Origin of the sequence: Aeromonas oralensis, assembly GCF_049665575.1 — a bacterium.
Taxonomy (GTDB): domain Bacteria; phylum Pseudomonadota; class Gammaproteobacteria; order Enterobacterales; family Aeromonadaceae; genus Aeromonas; species Aeromonas hydrophila.
The window spans coordinates 2,501-19,021 of the sequence record NZ_CP187186.1 but is presented as its reverse complement, the minus strand read 5'-3'; the positions used below and the strand labels follow the sequence as shown (position 1 = coordinate 19,021).

General features: G+C 59.8%; 13 protein-coding genes and 2 rRNA genes (1 of these 15 running past the window's edge). 8 read left to right on the top strand and 7 right to left on the bottom strand.

Translation table 11 applies throughout. The annotated features are described in order from the left end of the window. Position 1: 1 nt before the first annotated feature. Positions 2 to 238, bottom strand: a complete 237-nt coding sequence (gene rpmB, locus ACPDZI_RS00085) for a 50S ribosomal protein L28 (RefSeq protein ID WP_005307492.1) — start codon at positions 236 to 238, stop codon at positions 2 to 4. 136 nt (positions 239 to 374) lie between these two features. Beyond that, positions 375 to 1,049 carry a RadC family protein gene (radC, locus tag ACPDZI_RS00080; RefSeq protein ID WP_336989361.1) on the bottom strand — a complete coding sequence of 225 codons (675 nt, stop codon included), beginning with the start codon at positions 1,047 to 1,049 and terminating at the stop codon, positions 375 to 377. 147 nt (positions 1,050 to 1,196) lie between these two features. Between radC and coaBC the strand changes: the two genes are divergently transcribed. The 4 genes from coaBC (at position 1,197) to ACPDZI_RS00060 (ending at position 4,586) form a co-directional block, all read left to right on the top strand. After that, a complete protein-coding gene (coaBC, locus tag ACPDZI_RS00075) occupies positions 1,197 to 2,399 on the top strand; it encodes a bifunctional phosphopantothenoylcysteine decarboxylase/phosphopantothenate--cysteine ligase CoaBC (protein WP_323939404.1) in 1,203 nt (400 codons plus the stop codon). A gap of 40 nt (positions 2,400 to 2,439) precedes the next feature. Then, positions 2,440 to 2,898: a dUTP diphosphatase gene (gene dut / locus ACPDZI_RS00070; protein ID WP_016349004.1), complete on the top strand. Its 459-nt coding sequence runs from the start codon at positions 2,440 to 2,442 to the stop codon at positions 2,896 to 2,898. Between the two features lie 68 nt (positions 2,899 to 2,966). Next, the gene (gene slmA, locus ACPDZI_RS00065) at positions 2,967 to 3,563 is read left to right on the top strand and encodes a nucleoid occlusion factor SlmA (protein WP_011704178.1); all 597 of its coding nucleotides are present in this window, start codon (positions 2,967 to 2,969) and stop codon (positions 3,561 to 3,563) included. A 186-nt stretch (positions 3,564 to 3,749) separates the two neighbouring features. Next, positions 3,750 to 4,586: a mechanosensitive ion channel domain-containing protein gene (locus ACPDZI_RS00060; RefSeq protein WP_438833817.1), complete on the top strand. Its 837-nt coding sequence runs from the start codon at positions 3,750 to 3,752 to the stop codon at positions 4,584 to 4,586. Between the two features lie 125 nt (positions 4,587 to 4,711). Here ACPDZI_RS00060 and ACPDZI_RS00055 read toward each other — a convergent pair whose 3' ends face one another. Then, on the bottom strand, positions 4,712 to 4,900 hold the full coding sequence (locus ACPDZI_RS00055; RefSeq protein WP_005323764.1) for a holin: 189 nt from the start codon (positions 4,898 to 4,900) through the stop codon (positions 4,712 to 4,714). A gap of 416 nt (positions 4,901 to 5,316) precedes the next feature. Here ACPDZI_RS00055 and pgi point away from each other — a divergent pair, with 416 nt between their 5' ends. Next, the gene (pgi, locus tag ACPDZI_RS00050; RefSeq protein ID WP_438833816.1) at positions 5,317 to 6,966 is read left to right on the top strand and encodes a glucose-6-phosphate isomerase; all 1,650 of its coding nucleotides are present in this window, start codon (positions 5,317 to 5,319) and stop codon (positions 6,964 to 6,966) included. 148 nt (positions 6,967 to 7,114) lie between these two features. Here the strand turns inward: pgi and ilvC are convergent, their stop codons facing one another. Next, a complete protein-coding gene (ilvC, locus tag ACPDZI_RS00045; RefSeq protein WP_438833815.1) occupies positions 7,115 to 8,596 on the bottom strand; it encodes a ketol-acid reductoisomerase in 1,482 nt (493 codons plus the stop codon). Positions 8,597 to 8,805: 209 nt separating this feature from the next. Between ilvC and ilvY the strand changes: the two genes are divergently transcribed. Continuing rightward, positions 8,806 to 9,699, top strand: coding sequence for an HTH-type transcriptional activator IlvY (gene ilvY, locus ACPDZI_RS00040; protein ID WP_016349000.1), 894 nt, complete (start codon positions 8,806 to 8,808; stop codon positions 9,697 to 9,699). On the opposite strand, the gene ACPDZI_RS00035 is transcribed toward ilvY, so the two are convergent. After that, on the bottom strand, positions 9,688 to 10,560 hold the full coding sequence (locus ACPDZI_RS00035) for a substrate-binding periplasmic protein (RefSeq protein WP_438378323.1): 873 nt from the start codon (positions 10,558 to 10,560) through the stop codon (positions 9,688 to 9,690). The two genes, ilvY and ACPDZI_RS00035, sit on opposite strands and share 12 nt — an antisense overlap. Before the next feature lie 169 nt (positions 10,561 to 10,729). Between ACPDZI_RS00035 and ACPDZI_RS00030 the strand changes: the two genes are divergently transcribed. Both ACPDZI_RS00030 and ACPDZI_RS00025 read left to right on the top strand, forming a co-directional pair. After that, positions 10,730 to 10,921 carry a hypothetical protein gene (locus ACPDZI_RS00030; protein ID WP_076362872.1) on the top strand — a complete coding sequence of 64 codons (192 nt, stop codon included), beginning with the start codon at positions 10,730 to 10,732 and terminating at the stop codon, positions 10,919 to 10,921. A 72-nt stretch (positions 10,922 to 10,993) separates the two neighbouring features. After that, a complete protein-coding gene (locus ACPDZI_RS00025; protein WP_438833814.1) occupies positions 10,994 to 13,570 on the top strand; it encodes a GNAT family N-acetyltransferase in 2,577 nt (858 codons plus the stop codon). Between the two features lie 90 nt (positions 13,571 to 13,660). Here ACPDZI_RS00025 and rrf read toward each other — a convergent pair. After that, a 5S ribosomal RNA gene (rrf, locus tag ACPDZI_RS00020) occupies positions 13,661 to 13,775 on the bottom strand. A 109-nt stretch (positions 13,776 to 13,884) separates the two neighbouring features. Next, a 23S ribosomal RNA gene (locus tag ACPDZI_RS00015) occupies positions 13,885 to 16,521 on the bottom strand; it runs 252 nt beyond the window's last position.

Sequence of the window (16,521 nt, the reverse complement as noted above, 5' to 3'; positions counted from 1 at the left end):
CTTATACCTTAACACCGCTGGCGCGCAGTTCAGCCAGAACCACTTCAACGCCACGCTTGTCGATGATACGCATGCCTTTTGCGGATACGCGCAGGCTTACGAAGCGTTTTTCACTCTCAACCCAAAAACGGTGAGTGTGCAGGTTCGGCAGGAAACGACGCTTGGTAGCGTTGTTAGCGTGCGAACGGTTGTTACCAACTGCCGGGCGCTTGCCGGTTACTTGGCATACTCTAGACATGTCAGTCTCTCCAAATCTTACTTCATTGCTCGAGCAAATATCTGCCCCGCTGGCCTTCGATTGCGGGGCAAACAGAAGGCGGCATTTTATACAGCATCCGTGATCAAAGATCAACTAATACGGCGCCAGAGCACAGTCATAACCAACCGCGCTCGGCGAAAGAAACCGTGATGCCGTCACCGATCACCAAGTGATCCAGCACTCTGATATCGATCAGGGCCAAGGCGGCCGTGATCCGATCCGTGATCTGGCGGTCGGCCCGACTGGGCTCGGCGACGCCGGACGGGTGATTATGCGCCAGAATCACGGCGGCTGCATTATGTTTGAGTGCGATCTGCACGATTTCTCTGGGCCAGACGCTCGCCGAGTCGAGGGTGCCGTAAAAAAGTTCAACGAATTGAATCACTCGATGCTGGTTGTCGAGCAGCAGCAGGGCAAACACCTCCCGGGGTCGATCCCGTAGCTGGGCCTGCAGATAGTCCCGGGTCAACTGGGGCGAAGTGAGCGGATCGCCTCTTTGCAACTGTTCGGCCAGATGGCGTTTGCCCATCTCCAGCACGGCCTTCAGCTGGGCATATTTGGCCGGCCCAAGGCCGTGCGCCGCACAAAAGGCCTGCTGTTCGGCGGCAAGCAGCGCCCGCAACGAACCAAATTGCTGCAACAGATGGCGGGAGAGATCGACCGCACTCAGGCCGCTGACTCCAGTACGCAGGAAGATCGCCAGCAGCTCGGCGTCGGACAGGCCGCCAGGCCCGTGACGCAGCAGCTTCTCGCGCGGGCGTTCATCTTCCGGCCACTCCTTGATGCTCATTTGTCTCTCCCTCATGCCTATTGAGAGAAAACATAGCAAAAAATCGCGGGAGCCCGACCACAAGTCCCCCATGTCAGCCTCTGTCGTCGTCCGCTGCCTGTGGTATCTTAGCCGACCAGTCAGAGTGAGCCGGAAGAGAAGCAGCAGATGAGATTGGCCGATAAACGCATCCTGTTGGGTGTCAGTGGCGGGATCGCCGCCTACAAGAGTGCCGAACTGGTACGCCGCCTGAAAGATCAGGGGGCCGAGGTACGGGTGGTGATGACCCGTTCCGCCAAGGAGTTCATCACCCCGCTGACGCTGCAGGCCGTCTCCGGCCACCCGGTGGCCGACAGTCTGCTGGATCCGGCCGCCGAGGCGGGCATGGGTCACATCGAGCTGGCCAAATGGGCCGATCTGGTACTGATCGCCCCGGCCAGCGCCAACCTGATGGCCCGCATGGCCGCCGGCATGGCCGACGAGCTGCTGACCACCCTCTGCCTGGCCACTCCGGCACCGGTGGCGCTGGCACCCGCCATGAACCAGCAGATGTACCTCAACGCCGCCACCCAGGCCAACCTCAAGACTTTGGCCAGCCGCGGCATCCTGCTGTGGGGGCCGGACTCCGGCAGCCAGGCGTGCGGTGACGTGGGCCCAGGCCGGATGCTGGATCCCCTCGAGCTGGTTGAGCGCTGCTGCCAGCAACTCGCCGCCGAGCCACTGCTGGCCGGGGTCAGGCTGCTGCTCACCGCCGGGCCGACCCGCGAGGCGCTGGATCCGGTGCGCTACATCAGCAACCACAGCTCCGGCAAGATGGGCTACGCCATCGCCCGCGCAGCTCGTGAAGCGGGCGCCGAGGTGACGCTGGTGAGCGGCCCGGTGGCACTGGTCACCCCGGCGGGCGTCACCCGTGTCGACGTGGAGAGCGCCGAGCAGATGCATCAGGCGGTGATGAGCCGGGTCGGCGAGTGCGACCTCTTCATCGGCTGCGCCGCCGTCGCCGACTACCGCCCCGCGCAGGTGGCCAACCAGAAGATCAAGAAGACCGGTGACAACGACCAGATGCAGCTGACCCTGGTCAAGAACCCCGACATCATCGCCGCCGTGGGGGCTTTGTCAGACAAGCCCTTCACCGTCGGATTTGCCGCAGAAACCGTGGATGTGGAACAATACGCCCTCGACAAACTGCAGCGTAAGCGGCTGGACATGATCGCCGCCAACGACGTATCTCGTGCGGGCCAGGGCTTCAACGCCGATGACAACGCCCTGACCGTGTTCTGGCAAGGGGGTCAAGCACCCCTGCCCCTGGCCGATAAGCTGACGCTGGCTCGTCATCTCGTCGCCCTGATTGCAGACCACTACCGGCACTGAGCCAGTCAATCGACCACCTCCACTCCATTAAAAACGATTTATGACAACACAAATTGAACTGAAGATTCTGGATGCCCGCATCGGCACCGAGTACCCGCTGCCCGCCTATGCCACACCGGGTTCCGCCGGCATGGATCTGCGCGCCCTGCTGGATGCCCCGCTGACCCTGGCCCCGGGTGATACCACGCTAGTGCCGACCGGGCTGGCCATCCACATTCAGGATCCGGGCCTGTGCGCCACCATCCTGCCCCGCTCCGGTCTCGGCCATAAGCACGGCATCGTGCTGGGCAACCTGGTTGGCCTCATCGATTCCGACTACCAGGGCCAGCTGATGGTCTCGGTGTGGAACCGTGGCAATGACAGCTTCACCATGCAGCCCGGCGAGCGCATCGCCCAGCTGGTGATCATGCCGGTAGTTCAGGCCAGCTTCCAACTGGTCGATGAGTTCAATCAGAGCGAACGGGGTGAAGGCGGTTTTGGTTCTTCTGGTCGCCAATAACAGACCACACCAGCCCGTGCGGCGGTGCCTAATAACAGAATCAGGCCATTGTTTTTTTAGGGGAATCCATGGCAAGCAGTAATCAGAAACAGAGTCGGCGCGATCAGATCCTGCAGGCGCTCGCCCACATGCTGGAGACCAGCCCTGGCCAGCGCATCACTACGGCCCGTCTGGCGGCCGAGGTGGGGGTATCCGAGGCGGCTCTCTACCGGCATTTTCCCAGCAAGGCGAGGATGTTCGAGGGGCTGATCGACTTTATCGAGGATTCCCTGCTGTCACGGGTCAACCTGATCATGGCCGAAGAGAAGGACACCATGGCCCGCTGCCACCACATACTGCAGCTGCTGCTGGTGTTCGCCGAGCGCAATCCCGGCATCACCCGCATCCTCAATGGCGATGCCCTCTTGGGCGAGCACGACCGGCTGCGAGATCGTATCAGCGTCCTGTTCGACAAGCTGGAGACCCAGATCAAGCAGGTGCTGCGGGAAAAGCGGCTGCGTGAAGGCCAGGGCTTCCAGCTCGATGAGACCATGCTGGCCAACCTGCTGCTGGCCTATACCGAGGGACGCATCAGTCAGTTCGTCCGCTCCGAGTTCAAAATCAAGCCCACTGCCGGCTTTGAAGATCAGTGGCAGTTTATCCGCAGCCAGCTGCTGCAGAGCTGACAAGCTCAATTTGCAATCAGTAGCGGCAACGCCGCTCCAGACGGGTTGCAGTAAAGAGGGAGGCCTTGGCCTCCCTTGTTTTTTGTGGCACAAAAGAGGCGATGAGCACCAGATGCGACCCGGATTGTCGCATTCCAGTGTTAGATTCATGCGTCATAAACCTTTTATCGCCTGACAGGACACCCTATGGAACCCGAAATCATCACCGAAGCGCAGACCTGGCTGGTCAACAACCAGGGCCTGCTGATCGAGTATGCCGTCAACATCGCGGCCGCCCTGATCACCCTGCTGGTCGGCTATATCGCCGCCAACCTCATCAGCAGCGCCGTGGTCAAGGTGATGCAGTCCCGCAAGCTGGACACCACTGTCACCCACTTCGTCGGCAGTATCCTCAAGTACGCCATCCTGGTGTTCGTGGTGATCGCCGCGCTGGGCCGGGTCGGGGTGCAGACCGCTTCCTTCGTCGCCATTATCGGTGCCGCCGGTCTGGCCATCGGTCTGGCGCTGCAAGGTTCGCTCTCCAACTTTGCCGCCGGCTTTCTGCTCATCATCTTCCGCCCCATCAAGGCAGGGGAATTCATCGAGGTGGCAGGCACCAATGGCGTGGTGCAATCCGTTCAGCTCTTTACCACCACCCTCACCTCCGGTGACAACAAGATGGTGGTAGTGCCCAACTCCGCCATCCTCAACGGCACCATCGTCAACTACTCGCGCATGGATACCCGCCGCGTTGACATGACCTTCGGCATCGGCTACGGCTCGGATCTGCGCAAGGCCAAGCAGATCCTCGAGCGTCTGGTGAATGAAGAGCCACGCATCCTCAAGGAGCCGGCAGCCACTATCGCCGTCGCCGCGCTGGCCGACTCCTCGGTCAATATCGTGGTACGCCCCTGGGTCAAGACCGGCGACTACTGGGGTGTCTGGTTCGACTTCCACGAGAAGGTGAAGCTCACCTTTGATGCCGAAGGCATCGAGATCCCCTTCCCGCAGATGGTCATGCACATGCAAAAGCCGCAGGCCTGAGTCCCCTCCTGAATGTCACAATGCCAGCTTCCGGGCTGGCATTGTCGTTTCCGGCCCCCTGACGGGCATAAAAAATCCGGCCACCCGGGGCCGGACTTTGTTTTCAGCATGCCGGGGGCGTCGACTCACACCAGCCGACGAGCCACCCGGTTGAGCAGCGGTTGCACCAGCACATAGCCTCCCAGCACGGCACCGATCACTGCCAGCACGCGTAACGGCAAGGTAGGCGCCGCACTGGTCAGTACCATGGTCAGCAGGCCGATGAGGCCGGTGGCGATCAGGCTCAGAGCAAACAGGGACAACACAGCTTTCATAGCGATCTCCTCATTCCAGACAGTGGCCATCCCTGGGAGATCTCGTCCATTCGCTCATATGCTAGCCAGCCTCCGGGACCAACAACTTGCGCCTGCGCATGAAATGAGCAAAAAGGCGTCTGTCGAATACTCTTTTGGCTGCCAGGCCAAACTGCCACCCCACTCGCAGCCTGCCCTCGCCCTGAAAGCCCTTTCAGCGGCGGCAAGCCCGACCAAGTATGCGCAAACGCAAGATCCGGCTGCCATCAGTGACTCATAATCGCAGCGTTTTGGTTGTAAACTCGGTCGATGGCAGACAATTGGTAAAGCTCTGTTACACGGGCGGCGCAACTGGCCCGGTATAATGCTCGAATAATAAGGTTTGGCGGGAGCCTTGCCTGCAAGGTTCATACACAACTTGGAAGACTGATAATCCTATGAAAAACATCAATCCAACCCAGACCCAGGCCTGGCAGGCACTGGAAGCCCACTTTGCAGCGAACAAAGAGACCCGGCTCAAGGATCTGTTTGCCCAGGATCCCCAGCGTTTCGACAAATTCTCACTCACCTTCGGCGGCGACATTCTGGTCGATTACTCGAAGAACCTGATCACCGAAGAAACCCTCAAGTTGCTGGTTGATCTGGCCAAAGAGACCGATCTTCGCAGTGCGATCGACGCTATGTTCAACGGCGACAAGATCAACATGACCGAAGGCCGCTCGGTGCTGCACGTGGCCCTGCGCAACCGCTCCGACCGCCCCATCGAGAGCGACGGCAAGGATGTGATGCCGGAAGTGAACGCCGTGCTGGCCAAGATGAAAGGCTTCTGCGAGAAGATCATCTCAGGCGAGTGGAAAGGCTACACCGGCAAGGCGATCCAGCACGTGGTCAACATCGGTATCGGTGGCTCCGATCTCGGCCCGGTGATGATCACCGAGGCACTGCGTCCCTACAAAAACCACCTGCAGATGCACTTCGTCTCCAACGTCGATGGCACCCACATCGCCGAGACCCTGAAGAAGATCGATCCGGAAACCACCCTGTTCCTGGTAGCCTCCAAGACCTTCACCACTCAGGAGACCATGACCAACGCCCTGACCGCCCGCGACTGGTTCATCAAGATCGCCGGTGACAAGGCCCACGTTGCCAAGCACTTCGCTGCGCTCTCCACCAATGGCAAGGCCGTGGCCGAGTTCGGTATCGACACCAACAACATGTTCGAGTTCTGGGACTGGGTTGGCGGTCGCTACTCCTCCTGGTCTGCCATCGGCATGCCCATCGCCCTGTCAGTCGGTTTCGAAAACTTCGAAGCCCTGCTGCAAGGCGCCTTCGAGATGGACATGCACTTCGCCACTGCCTCCTATGAGCAGAACGTACCTGTGCTGCTGGCGCTGATCGGCCTGTGGTACAACAACTTCTACGGTGCCGAGTCCGAAGCCATCCTGCCGTACGATCAGTACATGCACCGCTTCCCTGCCTACTTCCAGCAAGGCAACATGGAGTCCAACGGCAAGTACGTGGATCGCAACGGCAAGCCGGTTGACTACCAGACTGGCCCCATCATCTGGGGTGAGCCGGGCACCAACGGCCAGCACGCCTTCTACCAGCTGATCCACCAGGGCACCAAGCTGATCCCCTGTGACTTCCTGGCGCCAGCCATCAGCCACAACCCGATCGGTGACCACCACCCGAAACTGCTGGCCAACTTCTTCGCCCAGACCGAGGCACTGGCCTTCGGCAAGAGCAAGGAAGAGGTCGAAGCCGAGTTCCTGGCTGCTGGCAAAACCCTGGAGCAGGTCAAGGATCTGGTGCCGTTCAAGGTGTTCGAAGGCAACCGCCCAACCAACTCCATCCTGTTCAAGAGCCTGACCCCGAAAACCCTGGGTGCCCTGATCACCATGTACGAGCACAAGATCTTCGTACAGGGCGCAATCTGGAACATCTTCTCCTTCGACCAGTGGGGCGTGGAGCTGGGCAAACAGCTGGCCAACAAGATCCTGCCGGAGCTGGGCAACAACGAAGCTGTCACCAGCCACGACTGCTCCACCAACGGTCTGATCAACACCTGGAAAGCGTGGAAAGCCTGATTTATCCAGCCTTTCTGAATGCAAAAGCCCCGCTCGATGAGCGGGGCTTTTTTATGGCCGGGTTTTCTGGTGGGCCGGTCGGGTGTCCAGCCCGACCGGCGACGGGGATCGTCACCCCCGCCCCTTCATCATCCAGCCCGATGCTGGCTTAACCGCCAACGGCGATGCGTTTCATGTCTTTCATGTAACCGCGCAGTACCTGACCGATCGCTTCGATGGGGTGGTTGCGGGTCGCCTCATTGGCTGCCAGCAGCGCCAGGTTATCGACGCTCTGCCCTTCCGCCTTGCTGGCACCCAGATCGCCCGCTTTCAGGGTCGGCATGAAATGCTCACGCAGCAAGGGCACGGCGGCGTTGGCGAACAGGTAGTTGCCGTACTCGGCGGTATCGGAGATGACCACGTTCATCTCGTACAGACGCTTACGGGCAACGGTGTTGGCGATCAGCGGCAGCTCGTGCAGGGATTCGTAGTAGGCAGACTCTTCATAGATACCGGAGGCCACCATGGTTTCGAACGCCAGCTCGACACCCGCCTTGACCATGGCCACCATCACCACGCCATTGTCGAAGTACTCCTGCTCGGCAATCTTGCCAGCGAACGCCGGGGCGTTTTCGAAGGCGGACTTGCCAGTCTCTTCGCGCCAGCCGAACAGCTTGGCATCGTCTTCGGCCCAGTCGGCCATCATGCCGCGGGAGAACTCACCGGCGATGATGTCGTCCATGTGCTTCTCGAACAGCGGGCGCATCAGGGTCTTGAGCTGCTCGGAGAGCTCGAAGGCGCGCAGCTTGGCCGGGTTGGAGAGGCGATCCATCATCAGGCTGATGCCACCCTGCTTCAGGGCTTCGGTGATGGTCTCCCAACCGAACTGGATCAGCTTGCCGGCATAGGCCTTGTCGGTCCCTTCGGCAACCAGCTTGTCGTAGCAGAGCAGGGAACCGGCCTGCAGCATGCCGCAGAGGATGGTCTGCTCGCCCATCAGGTCGGATTTCACTTCCGCCACGAAGGAGGACTCCAGCACCCCGGCACGGTCGCCGCCGGTGGCAGAGGCCCACGCCTTGGCGATGGCCATGCCTTCACCCTTGGGATCGTTCTCCGGGTGAACGGCAATCAGGGTCGGCACACCAAAGCCACGCTTGTACTCTTCACGCACTTCGGTACCCGGGCACTTGGGCGCCACCATCACGACGGTGATGTCGGAACGGATCTGCTGACCCTCTTCCACCACGTTGAAGCCGTGGGAGTAGCCCAGCGCGGCGCCCTGCTTCATCAGCGGCATCACGGTTTTGACGACGTCGGAGTGCTGCTTGTCCGGGGTCAGGTTCAGCACCAGATCGGCGGTCGGGATCAGCTCTTCATAGGTGCCGACCGCGAAGCGGTTGTCGGTGGCCTTCTGCCAGGAGGCGCGCTTCTCGGTGATGGCGGCCTTGCGCAGGGCGTAGGAAATATCCAGCCCGGAGTCGCGCATGTTCAGGCCCTGGTTCAGACCCTGGGCACCACAGCCCACAATCACCACCTTCTTGCCCTTCAGCACGTTGCAGCCGTCCGCGAACTCTTCGCGCTGCATGAAACGACACTTGCCCAGCTGGGCCAACTGCTGACGCAGGTTCAAGGTGTTGAAATAGTTAGCCATGGTGATTGCTCCGTTCGATTGATTCCATGCCGGATGGCGGCGTTGTCGAAACCACTATAGCGCGGGACACTTATTGCCTGAACTGATATATTCGAAACAGTACGTTGCAATAATTGAAACGTTAACCCTTCATCATCGCTGGCAGGATCTAGCGCCAGATGGCAGATGCCCAGGCTCTCGAGTAGAGATGCCGCACCAGGAGTTGAAAGATGGACCTTCGCAATCTCGAGCTGTTTCTCCACCTCGCCGACTCCCTCCACTTCGGCAAGAGCGCCGATGCCATGGCGGTCAGCCCCTCCACCCTCAGCCGCGCCATCCAGCGGCTGGAGCAGGAGACCGGCTGTGTGCTGTTCGAGCGGGACAACCGCTCGGTGCGGCTCACCCCGGCGGGCGAGAAGCTGCGCGAATTCGGCGGCGCCCTGCTGCAGGAGTGGCGCCAGCTCAAGCAGGAGCTCAAACGCAGCGACGAGCCGCTGCAGGGACGGCTGCGGGTCTTCTGTTCGGTCACAGCCAGCTACTTTCTGCTGCCCGAGGTACTGGAGCGCTTTCGCCGCCGTTATCCCCAGCTGGAGATCAAGCTGGAGACCGGCGACCCGGCGCTGGCGGTGGACAAAATCCTGGCCGACGAGGCCGATCTGGCCATCGCCGCCCGCCCGGATGCCCTCTCCTCCAAGCTGGAGTTTGCCAGCCTGCAGCAGGTGCCGCTGGTGTTCATCGCCCCCCGCACCGCACCGCAACAGAGCCAGTGGTTTTCTCAGGGAGAGCCAGACTGGGAGCGGCTGCCACTGATCCTCTCCGAGCAGGGGCTGGCCCGCAAACGCTGCGATCAGTGGCTGCGCAACAAGGGGATCGCCCCCAACATCTATGCGGAGGTGGCCGGCAACGAGGGGATTGTCGCCATGGTGGCGCTCGGCTTCGGAGTGGGGCTGGTGCCGGCGGCGGTGATCGACCACAGCCCCATGGGCGAAAAGGTACGTATTGTCGAGCCCAAACCGGCGCTCAAGCCGTTCGATGTCGGCATCGCCGTGCTCAAGAAGCGGTTGGAAGAGCCGCTGATCCGCGCCTTCTGGGATACGGCTCGGGGCCAGGGTTCACTGCGCTGACACGGCGGGCTGCGCCGGAGCATAAATGAGCGAAGGATCCTGCATCATGGCCCGGCTGCCGGCCGGCAGATCGGGATTGCTCAGCTCCAGCATCACCCGCCGATCGAGTTGCAGCCGCCGGATGGTGCTGCCAAAGCCCGCCTCGAATACCCGTTCATAGTCACCGGACTGACGGGCTCGCTGCAGGCCGAGCTCGATGCGCTTGGCCAGGTCCGGGTATTTGGGGGAGACGAAGAACAGCAGCGCCAGCGGATAGCGAAACACCAGATGCGGCTCGATGGCCAGATCCGGGTGCTGCTTGAGCTCCTCCTCAATCTCGATGACCGAGCGCAGGAAGCAGTCGAAGCGCTGCTTGCGCAACATGTTGAAGAGGGCATCGTAGAGGCTGCCCACCACCACGTTGAGACCGTTCTCCTTGAGCAGACGGGTATCAGGCCAGGATCTGTGCTGCCCGATGCGAAACCCGGCCTGCTGCCAGTCAGCCAGCGATCGTATGTTGGCGAACCGCCCCTCGTCCCCCTGCCGAATGAGGCACACCCGCCAGCCCAGCAACCCTTTTGCCAGCGGAACGTGGATGGCCAGCAGGGTACGCTCGCGCTCCTCATCGGGAGCAAACACCCCGACCTGCACCAACTCGCCGCTTTGCAGCTCCTTGACCGCCCGTCCCTGCTCCATCGGCGGGCTGGTAATCAGCCGATAGGGGCCGTATTCGGGCACGGTCAGATCGAGCGAGAGTCGCAGCAGACCGGCCACAGCAGGATTGGGATGGTCCAGCAGCAGGTTCCAGGCCCTGATGGATACCTCTGCCGCCGGCACGCTGCCGGCAAACAGCATGACGCAACACAACCAGATCCTGCTCATCGCGCACCTCCCCCACCATCCATTCACTATAACCTCAGGCCGGGCCCTCTTGACTCATTGCGCCACAGATGTGTGAGCCACTTCGTGTCAAATCTGACAATGGTCAGCCTGAAAAGCAGCGCACAGACTAGACTGGATGCTCAATCTGAATGGAACAAGGAGCCGCGCCATGATGCCTCATCTGATCGAAATCACCAGCTCGCTGCTGTTCGATGAGTATCTGCAGAGCCTGGGAGTAGCACAAACACAGCTTGATCAGGAGCAGGATATCTATCTGCAGGAGCGCCACCTGGCAGCGGTACGCCAGATTCAGGGTGAGCTGAAGTTTTACCTGCGAGCCAGCGCCCTGACCAGGCAGTGATCCGCAACCGGTCACAGAACCGGCGCTGAAAGCGTATTACACTGGCACCATCCGCCACCCACGGGAGTGCCCATGAAACCAAGCGGCCTGGATCGGCTCTTCAAACCCCAGTCAATCGCCGTCATCGGTGCCTCGACCGACCCGCAGAAAGCGGGTCACGTGGTGATAAGACACCTGCTCGCCGGCCAGTTCAAAGGCCCCATCCTGCCGGTCAGCCCGCACAACAAAGCCATCGCCGGTGTGCTGGCCTATGCCGATATCGACAGCCTGCCACTGGCCCCCGATCTCGCCATCGTCTGTACCCGGCGGGAACGGGTATTGACCCTCATCGAAGCGCTTGGCAAACGGGGAACGGGCGCTGCCATCATACTGGCGGCAGACTTCACTGCGCCGGAGCGGGAACAGCTGCAACAGCTCAGCCAGCAATACGGCATCCGCCTGCTCGGCCCCAACAGCATGGGGATGCTGCTGCCGGGTCAAGGCATCAATGCCAGCTTCTCACCGATAGCCGCCAAACCCGGTCAGGTTGCCTTTCTCTCCCAGTCTGCCGCCGTCAGCACCACCATCCTGGATTGGGCCAAACAGCATGAACTCGGCTTCTCGGCCTTCATCTCCCTTGGCGATCACTGCGACATCAACTTCGGCCAGTTGCTGGATCAGCTCTCCCGCGACAGCGTGACCCGCGCCATTCTGCTCTACATGGACAAGCTGCAGGACGCCCGCCATTTTCTCTCGGCCGCCCGCGCAGCTGCCCGCAACAAACCCATTCTGGTGCTAAAGAGTGGGCGCCATGAACCGGACAGCGGGCTCGACAACGTCTATGACGCCGCCATCCGCCGCGCCGGTATGCTGCGGGTGCGGGATACCCACGAACTGTTTGCCGCCGTCGAGACCCTGAGCCACTCCTTGACCCTCAAGGGGGAGCGGCTAGCCATCATCTCCAATGGCCGTGGCTTGGCCAACATGGCGATCGACAAGTTGCTGGAGCGGGGCGGCAAGCTGGCGATGCCGCCCCGCGATATCGGCAGCGATGCCGACATCAATGACTATCAACAGGCTCTCGACAACCTGCTGCAAGGGGATGAGGCTGACGCCATCCTGCTCATCCATGCCCCTTCACTCACCGCCCGTGGCGCCGCCCTGGCGCGCAATCTGATCGACTACGTCAAGCAGCACCCCAGGGCCAGACGCTTCAATATCCTGACCAACTGGGCGGGGGAATATTCGGCCCAGGAGGGGCGTCGTCTGTTCAGCGAGGCAGGCTTCCCCACCTACCGCACCCCTGAGAGCGCGGTCGCCGCCTTCATGCACATGGTGGAATACCGGCGCAACCAGAAGCAGCTGATGGAGACCCCCGCCTCCCTGCAGGGTGACAAGCTCAACCTCGAGCTGTGCCAGCAGTTGATCAGACAAGCGCTGGAACGCAAACAACTCACCCTCGACACCCATCTGGCACACCCCATTCTGCAGGCCGCTGGGCTCTCCACCCTGCCGACCTGGATCGTCTCCGATGCCATCGAAGCCACCCTCACCGCAGAGCAGATCGGCTATCCGGTGGCAGTCAAGCTGCGCTCGCCGGACATCCTCCACAAGTCGGCGGTACACGGTGTCATGCTCAACCTGCGTACCTCGGCCGAAGTCGCCCAGGCTGCGGATGCCATTCTGGATCGAGTCAGGCAGCACGATCCCGGTGCCCGCATCGAAGGCCTGCTGGTGCAGCGCATGGCGCGGCGCAGCGGCGGATTGGAGCTGCGGATCCGGCTGCAACAAGATCCCGTATTCGGCCCTGTCATCCTGCTCGGCGAGTCAGGGGCTGAGCCGCAGGAGATGATGGCAGCCTTGCCGCCGCTGAACCAGGCGCTGGCACGCTACCAGATCATTGGGGCGCTCAAGAGCCGCAAGATCCGCGAGCAGGCCAGTCCGGAGCGACTCGATATCGATGCCCTCGGCCAGGTGCTGTGCCAATTGTCGGAGCTCCTGCTCGCTTTCCCCGAGATCCAGCAGCTGGATCTGCACCCACTGCAGGCCTGCGGCGCCGAAATGGTGGTACTGGATGCCAGCCTGACTCTGCAACCTGCTGAAGAAGGCCGTTGCAGACTGGCTATCCGCCCCTATCCCACCGAACTGGAAGAGGGGGCCTGGCTCAAGGATCAGAACCATGTGCTGTTGCGCCCGATTCGGCCAGAGGATGAACCGGCTCACAAGCAGTTTGTACTCAAGGTATCGGACGAAGACAGGTACAAGCGCTTCTTCGCCGACGTGGGGGAGCTGGGACATGAAGAGCTGGCCCGCATGACCCAGATCGATTACGACCGGGAGATGGCGTTTGTCGCCGTGGGGCAGGATGGTCCGTTCGACCAGCAGATCCTGGGGGTAGTACGAGCCATTTCCAACCCGGACCTGTCTGATGCAGAGTTTGCCATCCTGGTGCGCTCCGACCTGAAAGGGCTGGGGCTTGGCAAGCTGATGATGGAGAAGATAGTGCGCTATGCCAGAGAGCGCGGCATTGGCCAGCTGTCTGGCATGACCATGCCTAGCAACCGCGGCATGATCAACCTAGCCAAACGGCTTGGTTTCAAGATTGATATCCAGCTGGAAGATGGGGTAGTCAACATGGAGCTGCCCTGCGCCAGTCAAGGACAGGCATAAAGCAGAGAAATCCGCAGTTTATGACCATAAGTCGCGGATTTTAGATAATAAAAAACCCCGCTCAGATGAGCGGGGTTTCTCGTGTTGGGTGCCTGGCAGTGTCCTACTCTCGCATGGCGAATGCCACACTACCATCGGCGCTACCGCGTTTCACTTCTGAGTTCGGCATGGGTTCAGGTGGTTCCACGGCGCTATGGCCGCCAGGCAAATTCTTAATCTAGAAAGCTGATGTGAATAACGACTTAGTCATTATCACTGAATTAGTAGTTCGCTTGGTATTTGCTACAAGCCTTAGAACACTTCTTGGGTGTTGTATGGTTAAGCCTCACGGGTAATTAGTATGGGTTAGCTCAACACGTCGCCGCGCTTACACACCCCACCTATCAACGTTGTGGTCTCCAACGGCCCTTTAGGACCCTCAAGGGGTCAGGGATGACTCATCTCAGGGCTCGCTTCCCGCTTAGATGCTTTCAGCGGTTATCGATTCCGAACTTAGCTACCGGGCAGTGCCACTGGCGTGACAACCCGAACACCAGAGGTTCGTTCACTCCGGTCCTCTCGTACTAGGAGCAACTCCCTTCAATCATCCAACGCCCACGGCAGATAGGGACCGAACTGTCTCACGACGTTCTGAACCCAGCTCGCGTACCACTTTAAATGGCGAACAGCCATACCCTTGGGACCGACTTCAGCCCCAGGATGTGATGAGCCGACATCGAGGTGCCAAACACCGCCGTCGATATGAACTCTTGGGCGGTATCAGCCTGTTATCCCCGGAGTACCTTTTATCCGTTGAGCGATGGCCCTTCCATTCAGAACCACCGGATCACTATGACCTACTTTCGTACCTGCTCGACCTGTCCGTCTCGCAGTTAAGCTGGCTTATGCCATTGCACTAACCTCCTGATGTCCGACCAGGATTAGCCAACCTTCGTGCTCCTCCGTTACTCTTTGGGAGGAGACCGCCCCAGTCAAACTACCCACCAGGCACTGTCCGCGACCCGGATTCACGGGCCTGCGTTAGAACATCAAACATACAAGGGTGGTATTTCAAGGACGGCTCCAGCGCAACTGGCGTCACGCCTTCAAAGCCTCCCACCTATCCTACACATGTAGGTTCAATGTTCAGTGCCAAGCTGTAGTAAAGGTTCACGGGGTCTTTCCGTCTAGCCGCGGGTACACCGCATCTTCACGGCGAATTCGATTTCACTGAGTCTCGGGTGGAGACAGCATGGCCATGGTTACACCATTCGTGCAGGTCGGAACTTACCCGACAAGGAATTTCGCTACCTTAGGACCGTTATAGTTACGGCCGCCGTTTACCGGGGCTTCGATCAAGAGCTTCGCTTGCGCTAACCCCATCAATTAACCTTCCGGCACCGGGCAGGTGTCACACCCTATACGTCCACTTTCGTGTTTGCAGAGTGCTGTGTTTTTGATAAACAGTCCCAGCCATCTGGTCACTGCGACTCCCAACTGCTCCATCCGCAAGGGACTTCACTGTCAAGAGCGAACCTTCTCCCGAAGTTACGGTTCTATTTTGCCTAGTTCCTTCACCCGAGTTCTCTCAAGCGCCTTGGTATTCTCTACCCGACCACCTGTGTCGGTTTGGGGTACGATGACTTGTAATCTGAAGCTTAGAGGCTTTTCCTGGAAGCAGGGCATCAATGGCTTCCGCACCGTAGTGCGTTCGTCTCGTGTCTCAGTGTTGTGTCTCCGGATTTGCCTAGAAACACCACCTACGCACTTTCACCAGGACAACCGTCGCCTGGCCCACCTAGCCTTCTCCGTCCCCCCATCGCAATTACAAGTCGTGCAGGAATATTAACCTGCTTCCCATCGACTACGCCTTTCGGCCTCGCCTTAGGGGTCGACTCACCCTGCCCCGATTAACGTTGGACAGGAACCCTTGGTCTTCCGGCGAGGAGGCTTTTCACCCCCTTTATCGTTACTTACGTCAGCATTCGCACTTCTGATATCTCCAGCATGCCTCTCGACACACCTTCGCAGACTTACAGAACGCTCCCCTACCACTCACGCTTAGCGTGAATCCGCGGCTTCGGTGCCTGGTTTGAGCCCCGTTACATCTTCCGCGCAGGCCGACTCGACTAGTGAGCTATTACGCTTTCTTTAAATGATGGCTGCTTCTAAGCCAACATCCTAGCTGTCTGAGCCTTCCCACATCGTTTCCCACTTAACCAGAACTTTGGGACCTTAGCCGGCGGTCTGGGTTGTTTCCCTCTTCACGACGGACGTTAGCACCCGCCGTGTGTCTCCCGGATATTACTTACTGGTATTCGGAGTTTGCATGGGGTTGGTAAGTCGGGATGACCCCCTAGCCCAAACAGTGCTCTACCCCCAGTAGTATTCGTCCGAGGCGCTACCTAAATAGCTTTCGGGGAGAACCAGCTATCTCCGAGTTTGATTGGCCTTTCACCCCCAGCCACAGGTCATCCCCTAACTTTGCAACGTTAGTGGGTTCGGTCCTCCAGTTGATGTTACTCAACCTTCAACCTGCCCATGGCTAGATCACCCGGTTTCGGGTCTACACCTTGCAACTAGACGCCCAGTTAAGACTCGGTTTCCCTACGGCTCCCCTATACGGTTAACCTCGCTACAAAATGTAAGTCGCTGACCCATTATACAAAAGGTACGCAGTCACCCCGAAGGGCTCCCACTGCTTGTACGTACACGGTTTCAGGTTCTATTTCACTCCCCTCACAGGGGTTCTTTTCGCCTTTCCCTCACGGTACTGGTTCACTATCGGTCAGTCAGGAGTATTTAGCCTTGGAGGATGGTCCCCCCATATTCAGACAGGATGTCACGTGTCCCGCCCTACTCGATTTCACATCAAGGTTGTTTTCGTGTACGGGGCTATCACCCTGTATCGCCGGCCTTTCCAGGACCGTTCCACTAACTTCCAAGATGCTTAAGGGCTAATCCCCGTTCGC